Origin of the sequence: Candidatus Rhodoblastus alkanivorans, assembly GCF_022760755.1 — a bacterium.
GTDB lineage: Bacteria > Pseudomonadota > Alphaproteobacteria > Rhizobiales > Beijerinckiaceae > Rhodoblastus > Rhodoblastus alkanivorans.
This window is the reverse complement of the sequence record NZ_JAIVFP010000001.1, coordinates 2629857-2642944: the sequence shown is the minus strand read 5'-3', so window position 1 is coordinate 2642944 and position 13088 is coordinate 2629857. Positions and strand designations below refer to the sequence as shown.

Genomic DNA, 13088 nt, shown 5'->3' with positions numbered 1-13088 from the left:
TTTCAGATTATAATAGCACTGGCGGCGGAGGAAGGAAGGGCTTGGAGTCCGCCGTCCTGGGCTGGGCCACGGCGGATGCGGGCGCCGGAGCTTATCCGTCGGTGAGCCAGTTCGCCCGGCGCAATACCGCGCCAGATGATTTTCAGGCCGCGGTCCTCGATTTCTGAAGCGAACGCCCGGTCGTCTGGTCAGGAAGCCTTTGGGGGACGGATCATGTCGCTCGAACACCAAGCGCTGTCGGTTCTTTTCGGCCCGACCGTCGCGCGCATCCGTTTTCATTTTCCGATCGCGGGCGGTCGTGTGACGATTGCGCCGCAGACGTTCCATTACGTCGCTCACGCCATCCGCTCCGGCCGGGTGTCGGTGCGGTCGCCCACGGATCTCCCGGCGGGCGTGGCGGCGCAATATAATGATGTCGCGCGCACCCGCGCGGACGGCACGGTCGTCAAGGCCAATACGCTCGAAATCGCCGCGGTGATGGGCCGCTTCGACGAAGCGACGGTGGTCCACGAGAGCCTGCACGCCGCTTACGACTTGCTGCGCACCGGCATCGACGGCAATGCGGAGGAAGCCTCCGCCTATGTCTGCACCGCTCTCTTTTGCCGCATGACGGGCCTGCCCAAGCCGAGATGGGCGAACGACGCGCTTTATTCCGGCGCCGAGCGTACGGCCCAGTCGCTGCTCGCCCAATATCAGATCGGGGACGTCGCCATTCCGACCGTGGGTGAACAGGAGTGGGAGGCTCTGCGCCTCGCGGTCGCGCTCCACCCCGTTTACCGTTTCAACGGGCCCGGCGGCGTGTGGGGCCTGGTGCTAGGGCGGCAATATACCCACGACGGATGAATGCGGTTCATTGCGACGCCGATGCCTCGCGCGGCGCGACCCAGACGCAGGGAGGAGAGAATGGCCACCGCTTTGACTCCCGGGGAATTCGCCCAAAAATATTTGAAAATGCGGGTCTATATCTATCCGCCGGAGGAAGGCGGGCCCGACAATTCCGCCCTCGCGCCGTCCGGCTGGCAGGATGTGAGCTTCGCCAATTACCGGCTCAGCAACAGCGCCTACCGCGAAACCATCTGGAACGACATCGCGCCGCGCCTCAAGGACAAGACGGATGTGAAGCTGATCTCCATCGCTGGAGCGCCGATCGAGGATTCGCTGACGCCCGCCGAGCTGTGGAACGCCTTTCGCTATCCCTGGGTCGGCAAGGGCTCGCCCGAACAGGCCCAGATCGCCATTCAACTGGTGTATCGATTTCACAAGGCCCATACGGCGTTGAACGCCTTCCTCGCCGCCGATTTCGTCGGTCTCGATTGCAATGGATTCGCCGGCAATTATTACCAGCGCGCGATGCAAGCTCAGGGCGCCGACTGGAAGACCCAGAACAATTTGAAGGACCCGGGTCCGACGACCGATATTGAGGGATTGTTCAAGCTCGGCGGCCGCGCCGCCGAAATCAAGAAGCTTGACGACATCGACTCGAGCAAGATCTACGTGCTCGCCGAATGCGATCCCAAAACGGGAGTGATCGCCGATCCGATCCCGGGCCAGGATAATACATGGGGACATGTGATGCTGACCGAACCGGGCGTCTGGAAAAAACTCGCCGACGGCAAGATCGGCCTTTCCGTCTCCGAAGCGACGGCTGACGCCGGCCGGAAATTGCGGACCGGCGTGGACTACACGATCTATCCGGGCAAAACCGTGAACCGCGTCTCCGTTTTTCACGTCGAGCGCGGCGCCCCCGACGACACGCTTGACGTCCGCATCGCTGAATTCAGGGAGCCTTGAACAGGCGCGAGGATCAAATCGGCCACCCGCCGCGATTGACCGCATTCGACCTGCGGCCCTGATCTTTCTCCCGGGCAATCTTTCAGCGTGAGGCAGCGTCCTTCAGGGCGCGGCTTCGCCCTCGCCCTCGAGATCCTCCTCGTCGAACTCCAACAGATTATCCCAAAAGGTGACCGAACCATCGGGGTTTATTGAGAAAAAGCGAAAGACGTCATTATATTCGGAAGAACTTCTAAACTATTTGATGAGATCTCTGAACTGATCCTTGTTCATCTGTGTAAATAAGGTTTGGAGCGCTCGCGGAACCCTGTTCCTCTTCTGAACGTCATCCGCGCTCAGAACCCGACTCGAATTTCAATTCTGACTGGCTTTTGCCCTCGCCAGCCTTCGCATGAGAAGGAAAGCCAGGGCCAATTGCAGCCACGCGAGGGCGGATTCGATGGTCGCCTCGAAGTCTTTTGACAGACGGCGCGCGCGATTGATCCAACCGAGCGTCCTTTCGACGACCCAGCGTTTCGGCAGCACCGTAAATCCTTTCACCTCTTTATCGGTTCGCTTGACGACGGTGATGGAAATGCGGCTCGCCTCGAAGGCTGCGCGCTTGGCTTCATCACCCTGATAACCCCCGTCGACGAAGGACATTTTCACCCACGGGCTCTTGCGATGCACGGCCTTCAGCAACGGCGCGAGAGCGTCGCGGTCCTGCACGTCGGCGGTCGTGATCTGGCATTCGATGGGCAGACCGATCGTGTCGACGGCGAGATGGCGCTTGCGCCCCTTGACCTTCTTGCCCGCATCGAAACCACGGGGGCCGCCGGCTTCCGTCGTCTTGACAGATTGGCTGTCGACGACGACAGCCGTCGGCGCGGCCTCACGGCTTTCCGCTTCGCGGGCGTCCATCACGAGAACGCTGATGATTTGCGCCCACACGCCGCTGTCGCGCCACGCGTAGAAGCGGTTTTGCACGGTCGTGAACGGCGGAAAATCCTTCGGCAGATATCGCCATGGGCAGCCGCAGCGGATCAAATAAAACAAGGCGTTGAGAATGATCTGGGCATCTGTCGGCTTGCGTCCGCGCCGTTTGGGCGGCGGCAACAGCGGCGAAATCAGCGCCAGTTCGGCCTCCGACATATCGCTTGAATAGCGCGCCCGAATGACTTCATACTTCGCGCGATCGGCCTCGCTCCACGGCATCGCGAATCTCCCAAAGTTGTTGCAAACCAAGGGAATCAAGGGCCGCGAGGCCGGTCAACCAATTTCAGGTCAGGCTCTTAATTGCAATGTCAAAATTTCTTGCGAGAACCTCGGCTTCAGTCACGCGATCGGTGGTGGTCGGGCCCATGGAGGTTTGCGGTGTCATCGCCGGGCCGAGCGGAATCGATAAATCCAGATGTGTGACGATGAGATTCGTCAACTTGTCTTGATAGTACGTAAATTATGTCGTAATCGTCTTAAGATTGACGCCTATACTGATAATATATTCAAAAATTGTATTGTAAGTGCCTTTCGGCTGGGCTCCGACGACGCAGGGAGCGACAGCGTCGATCCAAACCGCGAGCGCTTGGGGAGAGTGAATGAATTTCGCCGGCAGCGGCGTGTGACTCATGGCATAACGCGTGAGGCTCGACATGGCGCAACTCCTTGTCGTTCCGAAAGTCCCGAATTGGGCGCAAGCCGGCGCTATACCCAACGCTTTCGCTTGCCGCCTGTTCCGCGCACGAGAACCCTTTTCTCCGGATCGAACTGTGTTGAGCGTGCGACGGGGCCCGGCGACTTTTGAGCGCCAATAGTTACCCGTGGAATTGCCCCGCCTAAATCTGGCGGTGAGGCGAAGGTTTAAAAAACTTCGTAACTAATTGATTTCGATGGTGGGCGCACAAGGGCTCGAACCTTGGACCCGCTGATTAAGAGTCAGCTGCTCTACCAACTGAGCTATGCGCCCATCGAAACGCCGACGCGATTTGCTGCGCCGTCGAAGCGTGGGGCTGTTTAGCAAAGCGGAATCGGCCTGTCCAGTGTCCGGCCCGCGCTTTTGCGATTTTATGACGCACGCATTTTTGTCGAAACCGTCCCCTCGCCGTGATAAGAGCGCGCAGCCTTGTTGGCGGAACGGACAAGGGGGCAAGGGCGAGACACGCAATGGATGATGCGGCAGAAGTGCTGCGCGAAACACCGGATGATGGCGCGCGGGAGAGGTTTCTGGCCTTTCTGACGCCGCCAAGGCTCGATTGGCGCGGCTGGACGCTGCTGGCGGCCCTGGCGCTCACGGTCTGGGTTTCGACCGGCTTCTACAAGGTTCAGCCGGATGAGCAGGGGCTTGTGCTCCGTTACGGCGCCTGGGTGGCGACGACGCCGCCGGGCCTGCATTTCCACGCGCCCTGGCCGATCGAGGGCGTGCTACTGCCCAAGGTCACCCAGATTCGGCAGATGCAGCTCGGCCTGCCGCCCAATGGCGGCGTGCCGAGCGCTCGCGACACGCAAATGCTGACCGGGGACGAGAACCTTCTCGAAGCCGACGCGGATCTGCTGTGGCAGATCAAGGACGCGGGGCAATATCTGTTCAATGTCGCCGATCCCGAGACGGCGCTGCGGGTCGCGGCGGAAAGCGCCCTGCGCGAGGTGGTGAGCCGCACCCCGATCCAGGGCGTGCTGTCGGACAAGCGCAGTCAGGTCGCCGACGAAACGGCGGACCTGCTGCAAAGCGTGCTGGATCGGGAAGGCGCCGGGATTCGCGTCGTGCAGGTCCAGTTGACGCGGGTCGATCCGCCGAGCGCGGTGATCGACGCCTTCAACGACGTTCAGCGCGCCCGCGCCGATCAGGAGCGCTCCCGCAACGAGGCGGAGGCCTATACCAACGACATTCTCCCGCGCGCCGAGGGCGAGGCGGTGCGAATCACGCAGGACGCCGACGCCTATAAGTCGCAGGCGATCAATCTGGCGCAAGGCGAGGCCGGCAATTACACCGCGATCTACAACAGCTACGCCAAGGCGCCGAAGGTCACCGCCTGGCGCCTCTATCTCCAAAGCATGGACTCCGTGCTGCGCAAATCGTCGCGCGTGATCCTCGATTCGTCTGGCCAGGCAATGGGGCCGCTCGCGCCCTATCTCCCGCTCAGCGAGATCAAGCCGCCGCCGGCTCCCGCTCCCGCGACGGGAGGCGGCAAATGAGAAAGGCGCTGATCGTCCTCATCGCCCTCGTCGTGATCGCGACGGTCGTTGCGATGCAGAGCTTTTACACGGTTAATCAATGGGAAAGCGCGCTGGTCATCCGGCTCGGCGCGCCGGTCGCCGTGGTCCAGACTCCGGGCCTCAAGTTCAAGGCGCCGTTCATCGATTCGGTGGTGATTTTCGACCGGCGGCTTCAGCTGCTGGAGCCGCCGTCGGAGCAGGTGATCCTCGGCGATCAGAAACGCATCGTAGCCCAGATCTATACGCGCTTCCGTGTCACCGATCCGCTGCGCTTCTATCAGAGCCTCCATTCGATGGAGGTGGCCCGCGCCCAGCTCGCTTTGTCGGTGGATACGGCGATGCGCCGCGAATTCGGCCAGATCGACCTGCCGACCCTGCTGTCGGCGGGCCGCCCGGCGGTGATCCATAGGGTTCACGCCGACGCCAAGGCGAAATTCGCGCCGATGGGGCTCGACGTCGCCGAAGTGCGCCTGCACCGCGCCGACCTGCCGCTCGAAACCAGCCAGGCGATCTACGACCGCATGAAGTCGGAGCGCCAGCGCCAGGCCAAGCAGCTGCGTGCGCAGGGCGTTCAATGGGCCCAGGAGATCGAGGCGAAGGCGGACCGCCAGCGCACCGTGATCCTGTCCGAGGCCCAGCGCCAGGCGCAGATCACCCGCGGCCAGGGCGACGCCGAGGCGAATCTCATTCTCTCCAATGCGCAGAAGGGCGATCCGAAATTCTATACTTTCTATCGCTCGCTGCAGTCTTACGGCAAGGCGCTGGCGGACAGCGCGCCGGTGCTGCTGCTGACGCCAGACGCCGAATTCCTCAAGGCGCTGAAATCCGGCCCGCCGGAGACGCCCGCGGACGCGAAATAATGCCGGCCTGAACGGGGAAGATTGTCATGGACGGAGCCGCCGCCGCCTCTTCGCTCGGGGTCGTGTTGCAGATCATTTTTCTCGATCTGCTGCTGTCCGGCGACAATGCGCTGGTGATCGCGCTCGCCTGCCGCCGGCTGCCGACGGAACTGGCGCAACGCGCGGCCTGGATCGGCGCGGGGGGCGCCATTCTCCTGCGCCTGTTTCTGACGCTGATGACCGGCGCCCTGCTGTCTCTGCCCTTCGTGCAGCTGCTGAGCGCGTTCCCGCTGCTGGTCATCGCGCTCAATCTGATGAACGGAGAGGACGAGGCGGATGCGGCCGGCGATGAGGGCCGGGGCGAGGCCACCATGCTCGCGGCCATCGGTGTCATCATCGTATCCGACGTGGCGATGAGTCTCGACAATGTCGTGGCTCTGGCGGCGGTTTCGGGCGGTAATTTCTGGCTGCTCGCCTTCGGCCTCGCGTTGAGCGTTCCCCTGATCGTGTTCGGCAGTTTCGGCTTCTCCCGCGTGATGCAGGCCTATCCCTTGCTCACCGACTTCGGCGCCGGTCTGCTCGGCTGGGTGGCTGGCGGCATGATTTCGCGCGATCCCTGGCTCGCGGGCTGGATCGATACGCAGGCGCCGGCGCTCGATCTGGTTCTGCCTCTGGCCTGCGCCATTTTCGTTGTCGTCCAGGGCCGTTTCGCCCGGCAAAACGCGGCGAAGGACAAAGCGAAACGCCGGCGGAGGGCGGCGCCCAGGTACGCAGTCGCGCCCGTCGAGGCGCCCCAACCCGCGCTTCAGCCGGCGCCCGGGCCTGAGCCCATGGCGAAATTGATCGAACCGCCGGCGCCGGCGGTTTCCGAGGATAGGCCCGCGCCCGCGCGCGAAGGGGAGCGCGCGTTTCTCCAATCGCCTTCACCAGAGGCGGCCATGACGGCCATGGGGATGGGCATGGACGAGGAGGCGAGTTCCGGCGATCGTCTGATAATCTATGGGCTCGCTGGGTTGTTCCTGCTCTTCGGCGTTTTTCTTCTTATTTTCATTCTGGTTCCCGACTGATGCGTGACGCCCGCCGGCGTCACGACGCGGGGCCGATGATCGCCGCGACCTCGGCGGCGTTGAGATTGCTCACGGCAAAGCCCATCTGGCGGTCGAATTGCAGCGCCTCGGTCTGGGCTGTGAGCGCGGCCACGCGGTCGTCGTAGCCGCGCGGGCACTGGAAGGTGAGGGCGCGGCCGTTCCGCCCGCGGTAATAGGCTTCGAACCGCCGTTCGAGCCGCCCGCCTTCGGCGGGGCTGGAGAAAATGTCGGTGATGATCGTTTCATGCGAGGCCGCGGCGACCCCGATGCAGAAACGCCAATCCCTGGCGTCGGCCGCGCCAGCGAAAACGAGCAGGATCGGGAAGGCGAGGGCGCAGGAAGGAAGCCGCCGGACGAAAAAGGGCATGGGAGAGCGGGCCGTACTGGCGTGAACGAACGCTTTCCCGATAATCTCTCCACAAGGTAAACAAAGCCTCAAGAGGCCCGAGGTCCCGGCCGACGCCATGCGCCGGCGCGAAAATCGCGTATTTTCATCAAATATTTGCTCTCCTTCGCCCGTTTCCGCGCGGCCCGGCGCTTCGCCGCCCAGCCGATGGCGCGCAAACCCGCCGGACGCCCGGCTTTCGCCGCGGCCGCTTCGCAATCGCGGCAACAAGCTGTTTACGGCCCCAGCCTAGATTGGCCTTTGCGGCGCTCCCGCGCCGCGCGGGCTTGCGGCCCGGTGGAAAGTGGAAATCGGTTCATCATGCGCATGGCGGAACGCCTGTCCTCCAGAATTCAGCCCGGTTCGGACGCCGCGCCCGAGGGCTGGGGGCGGCCGGCCTTTCATGTCGCCGATTTGACGCGCCTTCGCCGTCCCGAGACGGCGCCCGGCGTCGAACCCTGGCGGGGGAAGGCTATTCCGCCCGATGCGCGGATTTCCCAGCCCTTGCTGGTCGGCGCGCTTCTGCTGTTCGACGTCCTGAACTTCCCGGCGAGTGGACTTCTCGCCTATCTCGCGACATCCGCGCCGCGATCGCTCGATTGGAACGAAGTCTGGGCGAGCCTCGCCGTCGTGACGCTGGTCGGGCTGGCGGCGCTCCATGCGCGCTGGTCCTATACGATCCGCGCGATGGGCGATTTCACGCGCCAGAGCCTGAATCTTACCCTGGCCTTCGGCGGCGCGCTCGCGCTGTGGAACGCCGGCGCGGTGATGGCCGGCTTCGGCGCGCCGGAACTGCTGCGCGGCTGGACCCTGGCCTGGTTCTGCGGCGGCTGGGCGGCGGGCTCGCTGGCGCGCGGCGTTTTCGCCGTCGCGGTGAAGATCTGGACCCGGCAGGGGCGGCTCGCGCGCCGCACCGTCATCGTCGGCGGCGGGCAGCACGCGCTCGAAACGCTCGGGGAGCTGGAGCGGTCGGGCCGGGGCGCGCTGCAGATTCTCGGCCTGTTCGATGACCGCAACCGCGACCGCCTGCCGGAGGCAATCGAGGATTACGCGCTGCTCGGCACCTTCGACGATCTCGAAGCCTTCTGCCGCGAGCAGAAGGTCGATCTGCTGATCGTCGCCATTCCCACCAGCGCCGAGACGCGGATTCTGCAGATTCTCAAAAAACTGTGGATCCTGCCGGTGGACATCCGCATTTCCGCGCTCGGCAGCCGGCTGAAGCTGCGTGACCGCGCCTATCATCACATCGGCGACGTGCCCTTCCTGCCGGTGTTCGACAAGCCGATTTCCGACTGGGGCTCCGCGCTCAAGGAAACGTTCGACCGCGTCGTCGCGGCGCTGCTGATTCTGGCCCTGTCGCCGGTGCTGGCGGCGGTCGCGCTCGGCGTCAAATTGTCCTCGCCGGGGCCGGTCCTGTTCCGTCAGACGCGCTATGGCTTCAACAACGAGCAATTCGCCGTCTTCAAGTTCCGTTCGATGTACACGGAAAAATGCGACGCATCGGCGAGCAAGCTCGTCACCCGCAACGATCCCCGCGTGACTCGCTTCGGCGCCTTCATCCGGCGCTGGTCGCTCGACGAGCTGCCGCAATTGTTCAACGTCCTGCTGGGCGATCTTTCCCTGGTCGGCCCGCGCCCGCACGCCATCAAGGGCGCGGCGGCGGGCCTGTTTTACGACGAGGCGGTCGAAGGCTATTTCGCCCGCCATCGCGTCAAGCCGGGCATCACCGGCTGGGCGCAGGTCAATGGCTGGCGCGGCGAGACCGACACGATCGAGAAGATAGAGCAGCGCGTCGCCCACGACCTTTATTATATCGAGAACTGGTCGGTCTGGTTCGACCTCAAGATTCTGGCGATGACGCCGATCTCGGTCATGTTGACGAAAAACGCCTTCTGACCGAATTCGTCGCGGGACAATAAGCGCTGTTCATGCGATCGCGGCTCGCGCGGGCGCCGCTCACTGGAGCGAAACCTCGCCCGCGTCCGTCGCGTTTTCGGACTCGTCGTCCGCCAACCGGACGATCACGTCGATGCCGACGACTTTTTTCCCCTTCGGCGGGGTGATCTTCAGCTGTCCGGCGACGTCCTCGGCCATGTCGAACAGATTCGCCCGGTCCTCGTCGTAGAAATGGCAATGCGAGCCGGTCTTGGTATCGTACCAGACCTTGGAGCCATAGAGGGCGATCTCGCGCACCAGCCCCGCGGCGACGAACTGGTGCAAGGTGTTATAGACCGTGGCGCGCGAGAGGGGCATGCGCAGCGCCTTGGCCTCGTCGAACAATTGGTCCACGGTGACATGCCGGTCGCCCGCGACGAACAGCAGGCTCGCCAGGCTGATGCGCTGGCGGGTGGGCCGCAGATCGACCATGCGCAGCTTATCGCGGACCAGCCGCGCCAGCGCGCCGTCCTTCCAGTCGAATGTCGGTTTCGCGACAGCGCGCCGACCCGCTGCCTTTTTGGGTTCCGAATCGGTCATGCCTTTCATGGTCCGGTTTGTTCCTCGATCTGGCGACAGCGGGAATGGGTGGCGTTCGAACTTTTTTGAATGGTTCTAAACATTTTGTAAAGGGGCGCCCGGCGCCAGACACAGTCGAGCAAATCCGGCGCCAATAGGGCGAAGGCGCGGGCCCGCGCCAAGCTAGCGGAGCTTTCGAGGACCGACGCTTCTGGCGGAACGTCGAGGCGTCACGCCGGCCGATCGTCAGGCCGCGACGTGCCTTTCGGCAGAGCCGACGTGCGCCGGGCGTCGCTTGGCGATTTTTCATTGCCCCTGGCAGGAGGCGCCTCCGTCGCTGACCCAGCTGCCGTACGTTAACTCAATCCTCAATAAATTCATGGTTCTATGAGGTTCACGCTTGATTGATCGCCATCGACGAAAGTCGTTTACAGCCATGAAGAACTCGTTCGACTGCGTTCGACATATCGGTTCCTTCGCTTCCGACCGCCGCGGAAACGTGACGATCATCGGCGCCTTCCTCATCGGCGCACTGATCGCCTTCGTTTCGCTTGTGAGCGAATATGGCATGGGGCTGGAGCGTCAGAACAAGGACCAGCGGATCGCGGATCTCGCTTCCTTCGCCGCCGCCAATTATTACATGGCGAATTCGACCGATGGGAACGTGATGGCTTCGGCGACTTCCGTCGCCCAGAATGTCGCCGCGCTGAACGGCGTTCCCGGCTCGGACGTCCAGGTCAATCTCGTGACCTCGCCGACCAATGCCTCGGCCAACGCCATCAAGGTCAAGGTGACGACGGCCGCCCCCTTGTTCCTCGCGAAGCTCGTCGGCGGCGGCACGAGCCTGACCGACTCGGCGAGCAGCTATGCGCAGGTCGTCAGCGGCCCTGGCAATGGCTGCGTGCTTTCGCTCAACAATTCGGCGGTTGACGACCTTTGGGCGAACGGCAACACGACCTTGAATCTGAAAAACTGCGATATCTATGACAATTCTTCCAGCAGCGCCGCATTATCGGTCGGCGGCAGCGCCTCGGTGACGGTGAGGTCGGCCTACATCGTGGGCGGCGTTTACGGATCGAGCAAAATCAACGCGTCTGGGACCGTCCAGACGGGGGCCTCGCGGACGCAGGACCCCTATCGGTCGGTCGATATTCCGGCCTATACCGGCTGCGATCACACGAGTTATTCGACGACGACGAACGCGACGCTGAATCCCGGCGTCTATTGCAATGGTTTTCAGATCACCTCGCACGCGGTCGTCACATTGAATCCCGGCCTTTACATTTTCGATCGCGGCGCCTTCTCGATCAGCGGTCAGGCGACTTTGCAGGGCGCGACAGTGAACGGGGTCAGCGGCGTCACTTTGGTTTTCACGTCGAGCACCGGCTCCAGCTGGCCGACGGTCACGATAAACGGCGGCGCGACCGTCAATCTTACGGCGCCGACGACCGCGGATATCAAAGCGGGAAACAACGGCCTGAACGGGATCCTTTTCTACGGTGACCGGAACATGCCGGTCGGCACGGCCTTCAAGATTAACGGAGGCTCGAGCCAGACGCTGACCGGGGCAATTTATCTGCCGGAAGCCGCCATCAACTATTCCGGCACGACAGATGTGAACAACGCCTGTCTCCAATTGATTGGCGATACGATCACCTTCATCGGCACAAGCAATGTGGCCATCAGCGGCTGCGGGCAGTTCGCCCTGCGCACTTTTGGCGCTCCGCTCGACAATAGCCAAAACAAAGTGGGTTTGGTCGAGTGACGCGCCATCGCCGAAAATGGGCGATGGGGTGAGGGACGCGGCGTAACCGAGTTCGAAAACAACCGGACCGGCAAAAGTGGAACTGGTGCAATGAAAACGACGGGCGCCTTTTGGCATGCAATCGGGGAAGGCAGGGCAGGGCGGCGGCGAGGGCTTTCCGCTCCACGACTGTGGCGCGACCGCAAGGCGGCCGCCATAGTCGAATTCAGTCTGATCGTTCCGGTCTTTTTCGCGGTGCTGGCCGCGTCGATCGATCTGGGACAAGCGGTGCGGACCAAGTTCCAGCTGGCCTCGGCGCTGGCGGCGGCCTCGAATTACGCGCTGAACAGCGCCTCATCCGCCACGTCGGGCGGCGGCGCGGGCCTGGCCTCGAATCTCGCCAAGATCGCGGCCTCCTACAATGGCTCCAGTGCGACCAATAACGCCAGTGTGGTGGTGAACAATGGCCCGACCGCCTCGGTTACGACAGGCGGAACGGTGACCACCGGCGGGACCGCCTCCAACGCCGACCTGTACTATTGCCCATCAGGGGCCAGGGCCTCGATCGTTTGGGGCTCGGGCTCCAATTCCAGCTCGTCCTGCGCCTCGGGCGGCGTCTCGAGCGGCAAATTTGTTCTGATCACGGTGAGCCGCGCCTATACGTCGCTCATCCTGCCGTCGCCCATGGTCGCCTCGTCGCTGACCGCTTCCAGCATGGTCCAGGTCCAATGAGGAAAGCGGCGCGTCGCCTGCTGAAAGCCTTGACGAGAGATCGGAGCGGCGCGGCGGCGCTCGATTTCGCGATCGTCAGCCTGCCGCTTTTCTTGTTCCTTTTCGGCGTCGCGGAATTCAGCCGAGCCATCTGGATCGAGGAAGCGCTGCAGAACACGGCCTCGGACGTGGCGCGCTGCGCCGGACTGCCGGTGCAGGGAGGCTCATACCCTTGCGCCGCCTCGGGGGCCACCACGTATAGTTCCTCGCTCACGACCACGCGCGCCCGATACACGGCGGGGAAATGGGGCGTCTCGCTCGCAGGGCAAGACCTGACTTTGGCCACCACGAACGCGTGCCCCGGCATGCCCACTGGCGCGACCTATGTGAGCGTGAGCCTGTCCTATCCTTTCAGCACCGTGGCGAAATCGCTCATTCCCGCGCTGACCAGCAAGACGCTCACCGCGCAGGCTTGCTTTCCGATGAGTTGACGCCGCGGCGTCAGGTCTCTTGACGCGGGCGGGCCGCGGACACATAACATTCATGATAGCCAAGGGGAGCCCCGCGCGAATTTTTCGTTCCTGGGGGCTGAGAGGCTGGCGGTCGAAAGACGCCCGGCGACCCTCAGGCGGCCTGTCCAAGGCTGCCGCACCTGATCCAGTTCGCACTGGCGGAGGGATGGCGCGATCCGAAGCCTCGTCTTCGCTCACGCTCGTTTCTTCATCAGGGCAAAACCAGCGCAAGCGGTTGGCGTATGCCAGAGCGCGCGCAAAGAATCTGCGCAAGCGGTTGGCGCATGCCAGAGCGCGCGCGAAGAATCTACGCAAGCGGTTGGCGTACGCCAGAGCGCGCGAAAAAACCTCACCCATAGGGCGGGAAGCGAGGGC

Annotated in this window: 14 protein-coding genes and 1 tRNA gene; 10 read left to right on the top strand and 5 right to left on the bottom strand. The window is 63.3% G+C overall.

Features of this window, described 5'->3' with window-relative positions:
- The first annotated feature begins 41 nt into the window (after positions 1-41).
- From K2U94_RS20545 to K2U94_RS12200, 3 genes are read left to right on the top strand one after another with little or no spacing between them, the layout of a single operon-like run.
- On the top strand, positions 42-167 hold the full coding sequence (locus K2U94_RS20545; protein ID WP_272884858.1) for a hypothetical protein: 126 nt from the start codon (positions 42-44) through the stop codon (positions 165-167).
- A 46-nt stretch (positions 168-213) separates the two neighbouring features.
- A complete protein-coding gene (locus K2U94_RS12205) occupies positions 214-843 on the top strand; it encodes a hypothetical protein (RefSeq protein ID WP_243067472.1) in 630 nt (209 codons plus the stop codon).
- A gap of 60 nt (positions 844-903) precedes the next feature.
- On the top strand, positions 904-1791 hold the full coding sequence (locus K2U94_RS12200; RefSeq protein ID WP_243067471.1) for a hypothetical protein: 888 nt from the start codon (positions 904-906) through the stop codon (positions 1789-1791).
- A gap of 354 nt (positions 1792-2145) precedes the next feature.
- On the opposite strand, the gene K2U94_RS12195 is transcribed toward K2U94_RS12200, so the two are convergent.
- The 3 genes from K2U94_RS12195 to K2U94_RS12185 all read right to left on the bottom strand — a co-directional run bounded on the left by K2U94_RS12195 (position 2146) and on the right by K2U94_RS12185 (position 3733).
- Entirely contained in the window at positions 2146-2985 is an 840-nt protein-coding gene (locus K2U94_RS12195; protein ID WP_243065792.1) for an IS5 family transposase, read from the bottom strand.
- 64 nt (positions 2986-3049) lie between these two features.
- Entirely contained in the window at positions 3050-3205 is a 156-nt protein-coding gene (locus tag K2U94_RS12190; RefSeq protein ID WP_243067470.1) for a hypothetical protein, read from the bottom strand.
- 452 nt (positions 3206-3657) lie between these two features.
- Positions 3658-3733 (bottom strand) — tRNA-Lys (locus K2U94_RS12185).
- 197 nt (positions 3734-3930) lie between these two features.
- Here K2U94_RS12185 and hflK point away from each other — a divergent pair.
- From hflK to K2U94_RS12170, 3 genes are read left to right on the top strand one after another with little or no spacing between them, the layout of a single operon-like run.
- Positions 3931-4959, top strand: a complete 1029-nt coding sequence (gene hflK / locus K2U94_RS12180) for an FtsH protease activity modulator HflK (protein WP_243067469.1) — start codon at positions 3931-3933, stop codon at positions 4957-4959.
- Positions 4956-5840, top strand: a complete 885-nt coding sequence (hflC, locus tag K2U94_RS12175) for a protease modulator HflC (protein ID WP_243067468.1) — start codon at positions 4956-4958, stop codon at positions 5838-5840. Before hflK ends, hflC begins: the two co-directional genes overlap by 4 nt.
- A 26-nt stretch (positions 5841-5866) precedes the next feature.
- Entirely contained in the window at positions 5867-6886 is a 1020-nt protein-coding gene (locus tag K2U94_RS12170; RefSeq protein WP_243067467.1) for a TerC family protein, read from the top strand.
- A 19-nt stretch (positions 6887-6905) separates the two neighbouring features.
- Here the strand turns inward: K2U94_RS12170 and K2U94_RS12165 are convergent, their stop codons facing one another.
- Positions 6906-7274 carry a hypothetical protein gene (locus tag K2U94_RS12165; RefSeq protein ID WP_243067466.1) on the bottom strand — a complete coding sequence of 123 codons (369 nt, stop codon included), beginning with the start codon at positions 7272-7274 and terminating at the stop codon, positions 6906-6908.
- A 339-nt stretch (positions 7275-7613) separates the two neighbouring features.
- Here K2U94_RS12165 and K2U94_RS12160 point away from each other — a divergent pair, with 339 nt between their 5' ends.
- Entirely contained in the window at positions 7614-9188 is a 1575-nt protein-coding gene (locus K2U94_RS12160) for an undecaprenyl-phosphate glucose phosphotransferase (protein ID WP_243067465.1), read from the top strand.
- A 60-nt stretch (positions 9189-9248) separates the two neighbouring features.
- Here the strand turns inward: K2U94_RS12160 and K2U94_RS12155 are convergent, their stop codons facing one another.
- Positions 9249-9767 carry a Fur family transcriptional regulator gene (locus K2U94_RS12155; RefSeq protein WP_243067464.1) on the bottom strand — a complete coding sequence of 173 codons (519 nt, stop codon included), beginning with the start codon at positions 9765-9767 and terminating at the stop codon, positions 9249-9251.
- A 478-nt stretch (positions 9768-10245) separates the two neighbouring features.
- Between K2U94_RS12155 and K2U94_RS12150 the strand changes: the two genes are divergently transcribed.
- The 3 genes from K2U94_RS12150 to K2U94_RS12140 all read left to right on the top strand — a co-directional run bounded on the left by K2U94_RS12150 (position 10246) and on the right by K2U94_RS12140 (position 12692).
- Entirely contained in the window at positions 10246-11511 is a 1266-nt protein-coding gene (locus K2U94_RS12150; RefSeq protein WP_243067463.1) for a Tad domain-containing protein, read from the top strand.
- 90 nt (positions 11512-11601) lie between these two features.
- Complete coding sequence (locus K2U94_RS12145; RefSeq protein WP_243067462.1) at positions 11602-12222, top strand: TadE/TadG family type IV pilus assembly protein; 621 nt, start codon at positions 11602-11604, stop codon at positions 12220-12222.
- 29 nt (positions 12223-12251) lie between these two features.
- Positions 12252-12692, top strand: a complete 441-nt coding sequence (locus tag K2U94_RS12140) for a TadE/TadG family type IV pilus assembly protein (RefSeq protein WP_243067461.1) — start codon at positions 12252-12254, stop codon at positions 12690-12692.
- Positions 12693-13088: the final 396 nt, after the last annotated feature.